Source organism: Psychrobacter sp. M9-54-1 (genome assembly GCF_016613355.1).
Taxonomy (GTDB): domain Bacteria; phylum Pseudomonadota; class Gammaproteobacteria; order Pseudomonadales; family Moraxellaceae; genus Psychrobacter; species Psychrobacter faecalis.
Map to the genome: position 1 here is coordinate 222,484 of NZ_JADGFW010000006.1, position 15,674 is coordinate 238,157.

The 15,674-nt window shown below is 45.1% G+C and carries 12 protein-coding genes; 9 read left to right on the forward strand and 3 right to left on the reverse strand.

The annotated features are described in order from the left end of the window. The first annotated feature begins 164 nt into the window (after nt 1-164). From IQ457_RS04360 to IQ457_RS04390, 7 genes are all read left to right on the forward strand, one after another. Complete coding sequence (locus tag IQ457_RS04360) at nt 165-1,409, forward strand: DUF819 family protein (protein WP_200662217.1); 1,245 nt, start codon at nt 165-167, stop codon at nt 1,407-1,409. Nucleotides 1,410-1,551: 142 nt separating this feature from the next. Next, on the forward strand, nt 1,552-2,499 hold the full coding sequence (locus IQ457_RS04365; RefSeq protein ID WP_200662218.1) for an EamA family transporter: 948 nt from the start codon (nt 1,552-1,554) through the stop codon (nt 2,497-2,499). Nucleotides 2,500-2,861: 362 nt separating this feature from the next. Next, the gene (gene capB / locus IQ457_RS04370) at nt 2,862-4,625 is read left to right on the forward strand and encodes a caprolactamase subunit beta (protein WP_200662219.1); all 1,764 of its coding nucleotides are present in this window, start codon (nt 2,862-2,864) and stop codon (nt 4,623-4,625) included. Nucleotides 4,626-4,665: 40 nt separating this feature from the next. Beyond that, nucleotides 4,666-6,747, forward strand: a complete 2,082-nt coding sequence (capA, locus tag IQ457_RS04375) for a caprolactamase subunit alpha (protein WP_200662220.1) — start codon at nt 4,666-4,668, stop codon at nt 6,745-6,747. A gap of 225 nt (nt 6,748-6,972) precedes the next feature. Beyond that, the gene (locus IQ457_RS04380) at nt 6,973-7,986 is read left to right on the forward strand and encodes a helix-turn-helix transcriptional regulator (RefSeq protein WP_200662221.1); all 1,014 of its coding nucleotides are present in this window, start codon (nt 6,973-6,975) and stop codon (nt 7,984-7,986) included. A gap of 106 nt (nt 7,987-8,092) precedes the next feature. Further along, complete coding sequence (gene rhuM, locus IQ457_RS04385) at nt 8,093-9,085, forward strand: RhuM family protein (protein WP_200662222.1); 993 nt, start codon at nt 8,093-8,095, stop codon at nt 9,083-9,085. Between the two features lie 97 nt (nt 9,086-9,182). Then, nucleotides 9,183-9,926, forward strand: coding sequence for a M90 family metallopeptidase (locus tag IQ457_RS04390; RefSeq protein WP_200662223.1), 744 nt, complete (start codon nt 9,183-9,185; stop codon nt 9,924-9,926). Between the two features lie 120 nt (nt 9,927-10,046). Here the strand turns inward: IQ457_RS04390 and IQ457_RS04395 are convergent, their stop codons facing one another. After that, entirely contained in the window at nt 10,047-10,721 is a 675-nt protein-coding gene (locus tag IQ457_RS04395) for a hypothetical protein (protein WP_200662224.1), read from the reverse strand. 254 nt (nt 10,722-10,975) lie between these two features. On the opposite strand from IQ457_RS04395, the gene IQ457_RS04400 reads away from it, so the two are divergent. Then, a complete protein-coding gene (locus tag IQ457_RS04400; RefSeq protein ID WP_144296160.1) occupies nt 10,976-11,461 on the forward strand; it encodes a hypothetical protein in 486 nt (161 codons plus the stop codon). Between the two features lie 371 nt (nt 11,462-11,832). Here IQ457_RS04400 and IQ457_RS04405 read toward each other — a convergent pair whose 3' ends face one another. Next, nucleotides 11,833-13,557 (reverse strand): isovaleryl-CoA dehydrogenase, encoded by a 1,725-nt coding sequence (locus tag IQ457_RS04405; protein ID WP_200662225.1) that lies wholly within the window; start codon nt 13,555-13,557, stop codon nt 11,833-11,835. Between the two features lie 90 nt (nt 13,558-13,647). On the opposite strand from IQ457_RS04405, the gene IQ457_RS04410 reads away from it, so the two are divergent. After that, complete coding sequence (locus IQ457_RS04410) at nt 13,648-14,451, forward strand: PaaX family transcriptional regulator C-terminal domain-containing protein (RefSeq protein ID WP_200662226.1); 804 nt, start codon at nt 13,648-13,650, stop codon at nt 14,449-14,451. 80 nt (nt 14,452-14,531) lie between these two features. Here the strand turns inward: IQ457_RS04410 and IQ457_RS04415 are convergent, their stop codons facing one another. Next, nucleotides 14,532-15,494 carry a hypothetical protein gene (locus tag IQ457_RS04415; RefSeq protein WP_200662227.1) on the reverse strand — a complete coding sequence of 321 codons (963 nt, stop codon included), beginning with the start codon at nt 15,492-15,494 and terminating at the stop codon, nt 14,532-14,534. Between the last annotated feature and the right edge of the window lie 180 nt (nt 15,495-15,674).

A 15,674-nucleotide genomic window follows, 5' to 3' on the forward strand; every position in this document is an offset into this window, starting at 1 on the left:
TCATATTAAAAAGCCAGATACTTGTTGTCTGGCTTTTTTGTGCGTCAAAATACTTGTATGTTTCACTAATAAAAAGTCAACAATGCTATATCGTTGCTTGCGCGTCTTTTTCGCCTTGTCTATACTGACATGCTTTTAATCATCGTGTGCTGCGGAGCTGTCTGATGCCCGATATTTCTCATTTAGCCATTGATAATCTGCCGTTAGCCTTTGGCATTATCATGGCTATTATTGGTTTGGTGTTTTATACGCAAGGGCTGCCTGGCAAGTTTTGGCGCCGCTTTTATGCCGTACTGCCGGGTATTGTATTGTGCTGCTTTATTCCTGCAACCCTAAATAGCTTGGGTGTCTTTGCTTATGGCATTGGTTCGCAGATTTATGGCTTTACCGCCACCTATCTGTTGCCAGCCAGTTTGCTATTGATGACCTTGTCGATGGATGTGCCAAAAATATTAGGTTTAGGCTGGAAAGCCATTGCGATGTTTTTTGCGGCTAGTATTGCCATTGTTATTAGTGGGCCGATTAGCTTAGGCATTGCCAAATGGATATCACCTGATATGTTTACCGACGATACCTTATGGCGCGGGTTTTCAGCGGTCGCGGGTAGCTGGATTGGCGGGGCAGCAAACCAAGCGGCGATGAAAGAGCTGTTTGGCGTCAGTGATGATTTATTTGGCATGATGATTTTGGTCGATACCACCAACGCCTCATTATGGCTATTGGCGATTTTGGTCATGGCCAAGCACAGCGCGAAGATAGATAAGTTTTTACGGGCGGACAGCAGTAGTATTGATAAAGTGATTGCTGCGGTGGAAAGCTATGAGCGAGACCATGCGCGTCCTGCCACTATCAATGATTTGATGGTGATGTTTGGCTTGTGTTTTGCCATGGTCGGGGTGGCGCATTTCGCAGGTGGGCAAATAGCAGGCTTCTTTGCACCTTATAGTTGGGCAGTGCAATATAGCTTTGCCAGCTCATTCTTTTGGATGGTGGTGATTATTACCTTAATAGGGGTAGTTTTCTCCTTTACCAAAATCCGCCGCCTTGACCATGTTGGCGCCTCCAAAATCGGTACGGTCTTTATCTTTGTCTTAATCGCGGCTATTGGTATGCAAATCAATCTAGCGGGCATTGTCTCGCAATGGCGCTTACTACTCATTGGTCTGTTATGGATGAGTATTCACGTTGTGATTGTTTTTGCGGTTGCTAGAATGATTCGTGCGCCATTCTTCTTTTTGGCAGTTGGTTCTAATGCCAATACTGGCGGCGCGTCATCAGCACCGATTGTCGCTACGGCATTTCACCCGTCACTGGCGCCAGTTGGCGTGTTCTTGGGTATTTTAGGCTATGCCGTGGGTACTTTTGGCGGTTATATCAGTACGCAAATGATGCGGCTGGTGGTGGGGTGATAGCACTTAACTAAATGCTGGCGTGTTTGGATTTTTCAGGTTTTAATACGCATTACCTCATCGATATCATTATCAGGACAGACCAATATGCCAACACGCCAGCCTGACGCCATTGACTTTAAAAACCCTCTAGGATAGGCACATGACCCCAATCCACATTGCTTTAGCCGTATTGGTTACCTTTATATGGGGCGTGAACTTTACCTTTATTGCCTGGGCGCTTGAAAGCTTTCCGCCACTGATGCTAACCGCGTTACGTTTTTTCTTTACTGCCGTGCCGTTGGTTTTGTTCCTTAAACCGCCTAAGTTCAACCGTACACTATTTATTTATGCTATCGGCACCTTTGTCATGCAATATGCCTTTGTATTTACCGCCATGCATTTAGGCGCTTCGGCAGGGTTGACGGCGTTATTATTACAAGTTCAGATTTTCATCACCGTCTTGCTGGCGTATATCATATTAGGTGAAGCGGTGAGTCGCATGCAGATTATCGGTATGTTGGTCGGTGTACTAGGGCTGGGTGTGATTGCGCTAAATCTCGGCGGTGATATGCCCTTGATTGGCTTTATCTGCATATTGATTGCGGCTATAGGCTGGAGCTTTGGTAATATTGCTTCAAAACAGGCCTCAACGCAGCAAAGTATTGGTAATATTTCTACTACCTCGCCTGCAAATAGCAACAAAGCTTCAAATAAAACATCGGCCCTGTCAGCGCTATCACTAGTCGTATGGGGCGGTCTGATTGCTTGTGTAATTTTGACTTTAACTTCTCTGCTATTTGAAAATGAAGCATGGACGCTTGCGACATTTACGCAAGCGTCTTTCAAGTCTTGGTTATCGCTTGGATTTATCGTCTATGTTTCAACCCTGATTGGCTTTGGACTTTGGGCGCATCTGCTTAGCCAAAATATCGCCTCTAAGGTAATGCCATTTGCCTTACTGGTGCCCGTGTTTGGGATGGCGACTTCAGTGTTGTTTACAGGAGAGGTGGTCACATGGTGGAAGATGCTAGCGATGATGCTTATCTTATCTGGACTGGTATTGGCTAATGTGAAGATAGGTCTAGGCAGGAAGTCTGCTCACGTATAGTAGTAAATAACTTATAGCTTCCTATAGAGTTAGTAAGAATAGACAAAAAGAGCAGTGCCTCACATATGAGGCATTGCTCTTTTTCTATTCTGAACGCTTTATATCCCACTATGATAAAGATGAAAACAGGCTATTTATCGTTACATCTGTACACTCACAGTCAAAAACTCTGCACGCACAGTCCATCTATTTGACCAAAACCTCGCTATAGTGAAAAAGCTTGATCATTAGGATAGATGATAAGCCAGATAAAGCGCACGCTGAAAGGTAAGGATAAATGGTCATATAGACCGGAATATTCTTTTATTTCGCCTATATAAATGCGCTTGTTCTGACCCAAATTTCTCGACAAGGAGTCTTTTATGAGCAACGCTCACCCTTCTATAGATCCCATTACCTTGTCTGTCGTACGTGGCGCCCTAGAAACGGCGCAGCGTGAGATGACAACCACCTTAGAAAAAACCGCTCGTTCGAGTGTCTTTAACTTAGCTCATGACTATAGTAATGCGCTGTTTGATCATTTGCCTGAGATGATTTTGCAAGGGCAAGACATTCCCATTCATTTAGGCTCACTGATGCCCGCCATGAAAGCCGTCGCCGAATATTATGGTGATGACATTCATGAAGGCGATGTCATTTATCATAACGACCCTGTGATGATGGGCAGCCATATCCTAGATTGCTGTATGTATAAGCCGGTGTTTTATAAAGGTGAGCTGGTCTTTTGGACGGTCTGTAAAGGTCATGTCACTGATATCGGTGGCCCTGTACCAGCCGGCTATAACCCTGATGCCAAAGAGATATATGCCGAAGGCTTACGCATTCCGCCCATTAAGCTTTGGGAAAAAGGCGTCAAACGCCATGACGTCATTAATTTGCTGCACAGCAATATGCGCTCACGCCGTAATCAAGAAGGCGATCTCAATGCCCAGTACGGCGCGTGCGCGGTCGGCGAGCGTAATATGATTGCGCTGCTAGACAAATACGGTGTTGAAACGGTGCGCGGCGCGATTGAAGAGCTAAAGAACATGGCTGACCACCATATGCGCTCATTAATCTCCTCTATCCCAGATGGCGATTATCATGGCGAGGCGGTATTAGAAGACTCAGGTCATGGCTTGGGTGATATGACCATCAGCGCCGACATTGTCATCAAAGACAGCGATGTACATATTAAAATCACCAGTCCGCCGCAAGTCCCTTATTTTATCAACTCTTATGCTGGTAACTCGATGTCAGGAGTATTGCTTGGGCTAATGATGTTTGCCCAAGTAGAGCCGCCGTATAACGAAGGCTTATACCGCTGTGTGACCGTTGATCTGGGTGAGCATGGCACTTTATGTAATGCCAAAGAACCGGCGCCGCACGTCAACTGTACGACCACGCCGATGGAAACCTTAACCGATGCGGTACGTATGGCATTTGAAGCAGCGGCACCTGAGCGCGTTACCGCCTCTTGGGGGCATTCTTCAGGGATTAATATCGCTGGTATCGACCCAAAAACTGGCGAGCAATACGTCACCATGATTCTAGCGTCTATTATTTCAGGCGCAGGTGCTACACAACAAATGGATGGCTGGCATGCTTGTGGACCATTAAGCTGCTTTGGGGCGTTAAGCTCGGGAGATATTGAGCTGTTAGAGTACCAGTATCCTATCTTAATTCATAAGTATGGCTTGGCAGAAGACAGTGGCGGCGCAGGCGAGTACCGCGGCGGCTGTGGTACGGTTTGGGAAGTTGAGCCATTAGACCATACTATGACGGTTATTGCCTTTGGCGAAGGTCGTCAGCATCCTACTATGGGCGCCGGCGGCGCAGAACAAATCTCACCTGAGCTAAAAGTTGGGCGTCTAGAGATACTACATAAAGACGGGCAAACGGACTTATATAGAAAAAACACTGTTACGGAAATCACGCCGGGTGAACGCGCGCGCAATATCAATCCGGGTGGCGGCGGCTACGGCAGCTCATTTGATCGCGATATTCAAGCGGTCATCAAGGATGTAAAAGAAAGAATTATCTCAATTGCTGCGGCAAAGATTGAATACGGCGTGGTACTTGACCCAGAAACTCTGGCGCTCAATGAAGCTGAGACTGAGTACTTACGCCGCCAGATAACCGCATAAAACACACATTGAACTTTCATGATTGAGTTAAGGATGACTTATGAACAACGATTTTCGTATTGGCGTTGATGCTGGCGGGACTTTTACAGATTTTGTCTTGGCAGAAAAAACCGGTGATATTCATCTGTTTAAAGCACCATCAACCCCAGAGGATGGCACCCTAGCCATTGCCAATGGTCTCCAGCAAATTGCCAAAAAATTTAACCGTCCTATCGAGGACATCATTCAAACCTGTGACTTGTGTATTAATGGTACGACCGTCGCCCTAAATGCGCTGATTCAGATGACAGGTGTGAAAGTAGGCTTGCTATGTACCAAAGGACATGAAGACAGTATCGAGATACGCTTAGGGCACAAAGAAGAAGGGCACCGCTACGATGCCAGTTACCCGCCAGCGCCGCAGATTGCCACGCGTGACCGCCGCTTTCCTATCCGTGGTCGTATCTTAGCAGACGGCAGCGAACACGAGCCGTTAAATGAGCAAGATATCCTCGATGCGATTGAAGTGTTAAAACAGCAAGACGTGCAAGCGGTTGCCATCTCTTTTGTGTGGTCTATCCGTAATACCGAGCACGAACAGCGTGCCAAAGAGCTGATTGAGCAGCACATGCCGGGGGTGTTTGTCTGCTGCGGTAGTGAAGTATATCCGCAGATTAAGGAATATACGCGTACCTCAACGACATTGGTCAATGCCTATTTAAGCCCCGTTATGGCATCTTATGTACATAAGATTGATGATTACTTTAAGGCGCTCGGCGCTGAGCAGCCTGTTCGTTACTTTCAGTCGAATGGCGGGCTTGCGGTCGGTAACATCATGCGCGAACGGGCGGTTAATGCCATCAACTCAGGACCGGCATCAGCACCGCAAGCAGGACTGTATATTGCCAGCGCCTTTGGCATTGATAACATTATCACCGTTGATATGGGCGGTACGTCTTTTGACATCACGATGGCCAAATCTGGCCGAACCAGCCTAAACCGTGATATTGATTTTTTACGCAATCGTATTGGCGTGCCGATGATTCATGTCGAAACGCTGGGCGCAGGCGGCGGCTCTATTGGTCATGTGAATAATTTTGGTATGTTAGAGGTAGGGCCGCAAAGTGCTGGCGCGACCCCAGGTCCAGCTTCTTATGGTAAAGGCGGTGAGTTGCCAACGGTCACCGATGCCAATCTGGTGTTAGGCTATCTTGAGCCAGATGCGGTGCTAGGCGGCTGCGTGACTTTGGATAAAGACAAAGCGCTGCAAGCGGTACAAAAACATATCGCCGATCCATTAAAGATTGAATTGGCACATGCCGCCTTTGGTATCAGTGCCATCGTCAATCAAAACATGGCAAATGGGATTCGCCGTATTACCATTGAAAAAGGCTATGACCCTCGCGACTTTGCCCTTATCTGTGCCGGCGGCGCAGGTGGCATGCATATTGTTGATTTGGCAGAAGAGATGGGGATTGGTACTATCTTGATACCAAAGATTGCCTCATGTCTCTGCGCCTTTGGTCAAATCATCTCTGATATTAAATATAACTATCTTGCCACGCAGATGATGATTATTGCGCCAGATTCAGAGCTACAGTCGCTTAATGCCACCTTACACGAGCTAGAAAGCCTAGGCGTACAAAAGCTGCTAGAAGATGGCTTTGTAGAAGATGATATCATCATTGAGCGTACTATGGAGATGCGTTACGTCGGGCAGGTGCATGAGTGTAATGTGCTGATACCCAATGGCAAGCTTAATACCGATAGCGTGCAAACGATTTTGGAAGCCTTCCATCACCGTCATAAAGAGCTTTATACTTATGATGAGTGTGACAACAAGGTCGAGCTGGTCAATATCGAAGTCGCTGTCATCGGTAAAATCAGTAAGCCCAAGCTACCAGAGCTTGCTAAGCAACAAGGTGATGTCAGTCAAGCGCAAGTAGGTAGCCGTGAGATGATCATGGATCAAGAATACGAATGGATTGATACGCCTATCTATAATGGTGAAGAGTTTGGGGCAGGGGCAATGATTGCAGGGCCGGCGCTTATTCAAGAACCCACCACCACGATTGTGATTAAAAAAGGCTGGCGAGCAGAATTGCATGAAACGGGCACTTATAAGCTGACCAAAGCGGCTTAGCTTACTGTTCTTTTATCACTATAACCTTATAAACTTCCCATCAGGCATTAAATCTCATTTAATGCCTGATTTTATTTTTGATATCGTATTTAGTACGCATCATATTTAGAAATCCAGTCGTCATACAGGTATGATATAAAGGAGAACGACATTTTATTAGCTGGCATGATACCTAAATGCCTATCAATTTTGTGATAGCTATTTTTACACACAGAGTATTCAAGGATGAATGCAAAATTAACCCCTTCCTTATGGTTACCTTCAACGCCTCCTATAAGCACGGCACAAACATTAGACGCGTTTGATTGGAAGCGCACCATCAATGACACCTATTTTGATCTCAATGTCAGCTTTCGCCAGCCAAGTCAGTTTTCTGGTTACTTGCAACACGCCAAGCTTTTGGATATTGGGGTATCGCATTATCATGCCAATACCGTCCATTATAAGCGCAGCTTAGCAAGCAATCAGTCTAGTCACGGCAATAGTAATAACCGTAGCGACGACAGTATTTTAATCACCTTTCCTGTGACCGGTAGCGTCCGTTTTGCGCAAAAAAACCGCCAATTAACCTCAAACCCGGGTCAGTTTTTTATTGAATTATCAAACTTACCTTATGAGTTTTATCACCTGCAAGAAGTATCGTTATATGTGATTAAGGTGCCTTTAGCGCTATTAAGCCCGCAAATGGGCACCATAGAGCGGCAGTTTGCCCGTAGCCTGTCTATTGATGAAGGGGCTGGCAGGTTGCTGGTTTTTCAAATCAGACAGATATTAGAGCTGATTCAACAACATAGATTGGCGGCTTTAGAGATTAAAATCCTAGAGCAGCAGCTGCTTAACCTTATTATATTGGCATTGAGCGCCCCGAAAGAGGTGGTGATGAGTAGCAGCTCGTCCATACAGTCGGTACACCTAAAGCGCATCGAGCATTACGTCCATCTGCACCTAGAAAGCTCTACTTTAACCCCAGCGATGGTCGCTGCTGCTTGTCATATATCGGTCAGATACTTGCATAAGCTATTTGCTGAGTTGCCCTATAGTTTTTCGGAATGGGTAAAAGAACTGCGCTTAAAGCAAGCCAATCATATTTTAAAAACCAAAAGCTACGTAACCATCGATGAAGTGGCGCATAGAGTCGGTTATAGCGACCAAGGTTACTTTTCACGCATTTATAAGCAGCATTTCGGCTATACGCCGCGAGATACTCCAAGCACAGGCACAGGCACAGGCACAGAATAGTCATTGTTATGTACTCTGTCACGCAGTCGCTGTATGATTTGCTTGTTAAGAATAATAACCACAGCGCAGGCATTTATATTGGGTTTAGGATTGGGGGAGAGCTGAGATGATTAACGTTATGAATGATGACGTGGCAAAAGTAGAGATATATGAAAGCGCTGATGGAGAGGCGCAAGTAGACGTTCGCTTCGAGCAAGAGACTGTCTGGCTTACGCAAGCACAAATGTCTGAGCTGTTTGGTCGTGACCAATCAGTGATCTCACGTCATATTGCCAATGCTATAAACGATGAAGAGATCGCTGAAAAAAGCAATATGCAAAAAATGCATATTGCAAATTCTGATCGCCCTGTGACGTTTTATGACTTAGATGTGGTTATCTCAGTGGGTTATCGCATCAAATCTCCCCAAGGTGTGCAGTTTAGACGCTGGGCAACCCAGCGCCTACGTGAATACTTGGTTCAAGGCTACACGCTCAATCAAGCGCGCTTTGATAAAAACTCAAGCGAGCTACAACAAGCATTGAATTTAATTCGAAAAACCGCGCAAAGTCCCGAGCTTAAAACCGATGAAGGCCGCGGCTTGGTTGAGATTATCAGTCGTTATACGCAGACATTCTTGTGGCTACAGCGCTATGATGAAGGCTTGCTTGACGATCCTGCAGGGGAGGATGGCGGTATCTTGCCCAGTCCGACTGAGGCAATGGCAGCGCTGACGGATTTGAAAGCGCAGCTGATAGATAGAGGTGAGGCGACTGAGCTATTTGCCAAGCCTCGCGGTGATGGTTTGGACAGCGTGCTAGGTACTTTAGAGCAAACGGTGTTTGGCGCGCCTGCATACCCGACCATCGAGAGTAAAGCGGCGCATCTGCTGTACTTTATGGTCAAAAATCATCCCTTTACCGATGGCAATAAACGCAGCGGCGCTTTTTTGTTTGTAGATTTTCTGCATCGGAATAATCGACTGCTCAATGATAAAGGTGATATGGTTATTAATAACACGGGGCTTGCTGCTTTAACCTTGTTGGTTGCCGAGTCTGACCCTAACCAAAAAGAAACCTTGATTAAATTGATTATGAATATGTTGTCGTTAGAATCTTGATAAACAGGTTTATTGTCAGCACGATTTAACCCCTTAAAAACACATAACGCTAATAATAAAAAGCACAGCCTAAAGACGAAATTAAAGGAAATTCAATATGTTTAGCATGATAAAAGACTGGCGCGAGCAGCGCATATTGGACAACAGCGAGTTTACCCATGCTGACTGGCTGCAAGCGGCCAAGCGTATTGTGATACTTGAGAGGCTAAACGAGGATGAGCTAACACGCTTATTTGAGCTGGCGACGTTGTTTTTGGCGGATAAGTCGATTACTGGCGCGCAGGGTTTAGAGATTACCGATGCGGTTAGGCAATCTATCGCCTTACAAGCTTGCCTGCCTATTTTAAACCTAAGCCTTGAGTGGTACGCTGGCTGGTCGGCCATTATTATTTATCCGGGTTCTTACAAAAGCGAAACCACCACCGTGGATGAGTTGGGGGTTGTCCATGAGGGCAGTCAGCACCGTAGCGGCGAAGCATGGCTGCGTGGTCCTGTTATTCTGTCATGGAAGGATGCCAAACACTCAGGCGAGCGCGATGGTCACAATGTTGTCATTCATGAGTTTGTACATAAACTTGATATGCTAAATGGTCGCGCTAATGGCTTTCCGCCGCTGCAACCGGATATGGATCCTGCGCGCTGGACTGAAATTATGAGCCGCGATTTTGAAGATTTTCAAAGCCATCACAAATCAGGTCTCGACCGTTATGGCGCGACCAATCCTGCGGAGTTTTTTGCGGTACTCAGTGAGGTGTTTTTTGAAACGCCGCAAAAGCTGATTGATGCTTATCCTGATATTTACGACATAATGGTGAAGTTTTTTCGCCAAACGCCGCTCTAATCAAAAGTGAATATATAGCAATAAAAGCAAATAAAAAGGGCAGTGTATTGACTTAATAGCACTGCCCATTATTGTTGGCTTTTATGACTGTAAGCGCTTGTTTTTGTATCTAAAAATTATTTAAACCGTCCATTGTTCATTGACGATAGCGACCAAATAGCGCTTGCCTTGGTACTCATCAAACACTAAGCGTAGGATACGCCAATCCATACCAGAGTATTGCTCTGAGCCTTTATGGTAAAACTCAACAAACTCAGAATTGGGATAAATTTCTTTTAAATTATTAATCATATTGCCGCTGTGCTTAAACTCGTTAACGCTGATACTGGCATTGTTATAGGTATCGCCATCGACCCACGTTTCCAAGTATTCTGGGAGCGGAATCACTAACGGCTCACCAGACCCATCACGTTCACCCCAAGTAAAGCGGATTTTAGATTGTTGTAAGTACTGCGCAAACTGCTCGCGGCTAAAGACTTTATCAGTCTCAGGGCGCACATAGGCATACATGGAAAAACGCACGCCGCGCGTCGGATGAATGTCGTTGGTAATGCGCGCAAAGTCGTTGTTCGCTAGGGCTCGCTGGATACGTAAAGCTTGCTGCTTAAGCGTTTGCTGGCTCATATCGGAGACAACGGGTGCTGAGGTGTTGCCATTTTGTTGGCTGGGTATTTTGACGCTAGACTCAGCGGAAGATGAGCAGCCAGTCGCGAAAAGTATGGAAGCAAAGCACGCAGCAGTGGTTAATTTATACAAACCTGACTGAAAAATATTAAAACGAGATGATGCCTTCATAAAAATATCCTTATCGTAGCTTATTAAAATTAGAATAGCTTGAAACCTAGGTTATTACTGGTTTACATCGGTGTTCGCTTATCAGTAGCGATTATTTATCAATAGTACTCATAACTGCCTAAAGTTGATAATGTTGCTGTGTAAACGGGGTTTTGGTTTAAAAGCTTAATTGACATAATAATAGCGTAAAACGATGGTTTATATTTCTTTTTATGAATATAATACATAGTATATTGTAGCCGATGGAGAGCGCCATGCAGAAAACAATATTTTCTATCATGATGTTAATCATAGGGTTTTTTGCCATGTCTGCGACCGCCAATCTAACAGAAGCCTTGCAGACGACGTTTGCCATGAAAGTCACGACCATCGCAGATATGTACCAACAAGATATCGATAATCAGGGTCAGGATTATCCAGTGGTTTTGCACCAATATGGCAGCCAAGAGCTAAAAGCAGCCATGGAGCTTGAGCGGGATTATTTTGATAGAGAGCAAATGTCTTGTCATATCGGTTATGATGTTTTATGGAGTTCGCAAGATCCTGATTATGAGCAAGATAAGCAATTTGCAGTGACCGAGCAAGGATTGGTGCAAGTCAGTTTGGCACAAGGCGATGATGTGTATTATGAACTGTCATGTAAAAGCGTTGGTCATGACGTGGCTTGCCAAGTGACGGATGTCATCCTAGATAAGGATGGAAAATCTTTACGCGAGTATTTGCTAGAGCATTGTCGTTAGCTGGCGCTGAGGTTTTAAATGAATTTTAAAGTCGGTGCTGGTATTAATATTAAATGCGAAGATGAATATTGTAGATATTTAAGTTTGGCTGGAAACGAACGACAATTATGACAGATGAAGTTAGATAAAAATGTTGTGTACATAACTCTTAAGACCGTTGGTTTGTTTTCGCATAATGTATATTATGTTAAATAAGCACTCTGGGAGTCTTGCTAGCTATGGCTTTTCATTAAAGGGCTTTTTATTAAAGGATAAGAATTTAAAAAGCCGCTGATACCATATAATAAATAGCATTGTGTGGTATCAGCGGCTTAAATTATAGAAGCTCTCTTGACTCCAAACTATCTTATCTTTCTCAACCATTATTGGCTCTAGCCGATAACAGTGCCGCTATCAACTTCACTTGTTGTTAAAGGCTTTCCTAAATTTTGCTGCATATTTTGCAACACTTCGGTTGCGCCAGCAGCGCGCTTTATCAGCAGATCAACTGGCGCATCAGGACTCAATGTGCCAAAGGCAAGTCCATGCTCGCCTGTAAGCCGTGAACGACAAAATGCCTCTGCAATTTTCGTATTGTCGCTTGATAATAAAATTGACGCTTGCAGCATTAATGCTAAGCGCTCAATCACATAGCGACTGCGAAACTCTAAGGTCTCAATGTCATCAAAGCGTCCTGCTAACAGGCTAAGCTCGGTATCAAAATGCTGGTTTTTGCCAGCGGCTTTTTGTAGCTCGGCGAATAGAACATCACGGGTTTCGGGCTCTTTATTTAAGGCGCGCAGCACATCTAGACATTGCACATTACCACTACCCTCCCAAATAGAGTTTAAGGGCGCTTGGCGGTAGAGACGTGGCATGATATTTTCTTCAACGTAACCATTACCACCTAGGCACTCTTGCGCTTCATTAATAAGCACGGGCGTGCGTTTGCATATCCAGTACTTGCCAATCGCAGTAGCAATGCGTGCAAGGGCGGCCTCATGCGGGTCGCTTTCTATCATGCCTACCGCGCGCGCGATGCGCATCGTCAGCGCCAATGCCGCCTCCGACTCTAGCGCCAAGTCAGCAATCACATTGCGCATAATCGGCTGGTCAATCAGTAACTTACCAAAGGCTTCACGCTGACTGGTGTGATGAATGGCTTGTACAATCGCTTGACGCATTTGGGCAGCAGAACCAATCATGCAGTCCAAACGAGTCAGCGCCACCATTTCAATAATGGTGGCAATGCCGCGACCTTCGACGCCGACCAATTCACCAAAAGCGCCATGAAATTCGACTTCTGATGAAGCATTTGCCCAGTCGCCAAGCTTATCTTTAAGACGCTGAATACGAACGGCGTTTTTTGTACCATCAGGACGAAAACGCGGCACTAAGAAGCAACTTAGACCGTTTTCAGACTGCGCTAACACCAAATGCGCATCACACATTGGCGCTGAGAAAAACCACTTATGACCGATAATTTCATAAGTACCGTCTTCTTGGCGTGTTGCTCGCGTGGTATTGCGACGTAAATCGGAGCCACCTTGCTTCTCAGTCATGCCCATACCCATGGTACAACCGAGTTTTTGTTCCATCGGCAAGCTACGTGGATCGTATTGTTGCGATAATAGTTTGGGTAGCCATTTCTCTGCAATTTGTGGCGTATGGCGTAAGGCAGGAATGGCAGCATAGCTCATCGACATCGGGCAACCAAAACCTGCCTCAGGCTGCGAGCCTAGATACATTACAGCAGCGCGGGCTACATGGGCGCTTTCGCGGTTTTCATTGCGCCAGGCAAAGTTATTCATCCCGTACTTCACGCCAGCCGTCATAAGCTCATGATAGGCTGGATGAAACTCAACTTCATCTAAGCGGCGACCATAACTATCAAACGCCCTTAATTTAGGTGGGTTTTCATTGGCTAAAAATCCACTAGCCATCATATCACCGCCAGTAAGAGCGCCAAACTCGATTAAATGATCTTTCGCCCACCCTGCTCCTTCGCGCGCGACCGCTTCCATCAGAGCTATATCCGTGAGCCAAGCGTTATAGTTCGCAAGCGTAAAAGGTTGATTATTGACTTCATGCGTATTAAATTGATTTGTCGCTGCCATAACTGCTATCTTCCTTGATTTTGGCTTATATATACTATTTTAAAACGCTTAGTATTACATCATACTGTTTATTTCGTCAAGGAATGTAATATGAATAACCCTAGTCCCCGTCTGCTCATTATGCGCTTGTTGACGGTAGCGGATAACCATACTCTTAATATTAGTGAAGCTATTTTGGCAGGCACGGTATTTGGTATCACAGAAAACAGCATTCGTGTCACTATGGCACGCTTAGTCCAATCAGAGCTTGCTGAGGCAATCGCACCTGCGACTTATCGATTAGGCCCTAAAGCACAAAAACTAGGCGATGATGTGGCTTCATGGCATACGTCCAATACAAAAACTATGAAATCAGACGGTTCGTGGATAGCAGTAGCAACAGGTGGTTTGCCGCGCAGCGATCGCAAAATACTCCGCGCTCGTGACCGCGCTTTATCCTTATTAGGATTTCGCCAGCTGGATAAAGGACTATATATACGCCCAAATAATCTACACGGCGGTATAAATGGCGTGCGCAAACGTCTATTAAATTTGGGATTAGACGAAGAAGCCATCATCTTTAAGGCTGGTGATTTTGATGCGTTAAGACAAGAAAAGGCTTTGGCGCTGTGGTCAGATATGCAATTGGTAACACACTATAAAGAAATGTCTGCTCAATTGAATGAATGGTTAGCCAATAAGGATAATTTGAGCGCGGATACGGCTTTGCGCGAGGTATTTATGCTTGGCGATGCCGCTATCCGCAGTGTGATATTTGACCCATTATTACCTGCGCCTTTAGTAGATGAGACGGCACGGCAACAGTGTTTTGATACGGTACGGGGCTTTAATGATGAAGGCCGCCGTCTATGGTTAGCGTTTTTTGCGGCAAATACGGTGAAGATTGTGCAATGATTTTTAGGATGAGCGTAAGAATTAACAGATAAACGGTATCAAAACACAAACTTGTTGATCAAACCCCCTTTTATCTCAGCTTAGTCATTAGTCTCACGATACAAGGTACTTTGCGACTCTTGTCTAAAGTCCTCGTATGTGATCACAGGCTCAGGCGTCGATTCATCTTCTGAAACATTGATAGCAGCGGCTTGTTTATTATTAGCCCCTTTGACGTCAGTGTTTGCTATATTGGGCTGGGTATCTACCGTCGACTGATTGCTGCTATAGGCACTATTGTTTGCTGTATTTATGGTATTACTCTCGCTGTTATTGCTACCGTTCGACGTGCCAGCGTTATCAGATGCCACCACCTTAGATACAGGTGCAGGCGCTGTGGTTGACGTTGATAAGATACCCGTAAAAATAAGCGCCAATACCACCGCAGCAATTAATAATGAGCCCACTATCATGCCGATAATGAGCGGTTTTTTGCTACTTGCCAGCTTTTTATTTTTTGAGAGAATAAATGCGGTTGGGTTTTGTACCACCAAATGGTCGTTATCAATACTTTCATCAGAGCTTTCAGAAATGTGCTTGGCATCATCTAAAGAGTCTGTACTGGAAAAGGAGGCTTTTTCTTTTACCATAGCATCATGAGGTAGGTCAGCTTCATTGCTTGCTGTACCACTTACCTCTAGACGCTCATCTTCATCAAAGAAATTCAAATGAACGCCTGTACTTTTGCTGCTCGTTCGCTGTAGGCTGCTCTCTTGTTGAAAATCCTCTTGCTGACTGGCAAACAATTCGAGCTCCGCGGCACTCAAAGGCTCGTATGAGGACAGTTTATCAGCGTTTTTTAGCGGTGCGAGCCTACCGTTGCCACTAATGCCATTAGCTTGTGCGCCGCCATCTTCGTTATCATTGCTGTCCACATTTTCGACACGCGTAATAAAACGCTCATAGATATCGTTTTTACGCGAGCGTCGGCGCGGCTTAGCATTAGCGATTTTAGCCAAATTTGCCTCTAGATCAATGCTTTTCTTGCTTTTTTTGTCGCTCATGAAGAGATACCAGAACAGTGAATGCCACAAAAATTAGATGATTGCTAAAATTAGGGTAAAAATATTTTTTTAACCGTTTTATCTATATAACTAATTTACATCAATTGTTTGCTAAATTGTAACACTATCGTTGCCACACAATATAGTGGGTCGCCTCCTATCCTTCAAGTATAATTTTAG

What these genes read in the sequence shown, in the direction of transcription:
- IQ457_RS04360 (WP_200662217.1), top strand. Translation starts at nt 165, where the DNA reads ATGCCCGATATTTCTCATTTAGCCATTGATAATCTGCCGTTAGCCTTT.
- IQ457_RS04365 (WP_200662218.1), top strand. Translation starts at nt 1,552, where the DNA reads ATGACCCCAATCCACATTGCTTTAGCCGTATTGGTTACCTTTATATGG.
- capB (WP_200662219.1), top strand. Translation starts at nt 2,862, where the DNA reads ATGAGCAACGCTCACCCTTCTATAGATCCCATTACCTTGTCTGTCGTA.
- capA (WP_200662220.1), top strand. Translation starts at nt 4,666, where the DNA reads ATGAACAACGATTTTCGTATTGGCGTTGATGCTGGCGGGACTTTTACA.
- IQ457_RS04380 (WP_200662221.1), top strand. Translation starts at nt 6,973, where the DNA reads ATGAATGCAAAATTAACCCCTTCCTTATGGTTACCTTCAACGCCTCCT.
- rhuM (WP_200662222.1), top strand. Translation starts at nt 8,093, where the DNA reads ATGATTAACGTTATGAATGATGACGTGGCAAAAGTAGAGATATATGAA.
- IQ457_RS04390 (WP_200662223.1), top strand. Translation starts at nt 9,183, where the DNA reads ATGTTTAGCATGATAAAAGACTGGCGCGAGCAGCGCATATTGGACAAC.
- IQ457_RS04395 (WP_200662224.1), bottom strand. Translation starts at nt 10,721, where the DNA reads ATGAAGGCATCATCTCGTTTTAATATTTTTCAGTCAGGTTTGTATAAA.
- IQ457_RS04400 (WP_144296160.1), top strand. Translation starts at nt 10,976, where the DNA reads ATGCAGAAAACAATATTTTCTATCATGATGTTAATCATAGGGTTTTTT.
- IQ457_RS04405 (WP_200662225.1), bottom strand. Translation starts at nt 13,557, where the DNA reads ATGGCAGCGACAAATCAATTTAATACGCATGAAGTCAATAATCAACCT.
- IQ457_RS04410 (WP_200662226.1), top strand. Translation starts at nt 13,648, where the DNA reads ATGAATAACCCTAGTCCCCGTCTGCTCATTATGCGCTTGTTGACGGTA.
- IQ457_RS04415 (WP_200662227.1), bottom strand. Translation starts at nt 15,494, where the DNA reads ATGAGCGACAAAAAAAGCAAGAAAAGCATTGATCTAGAGGCAAATTTG.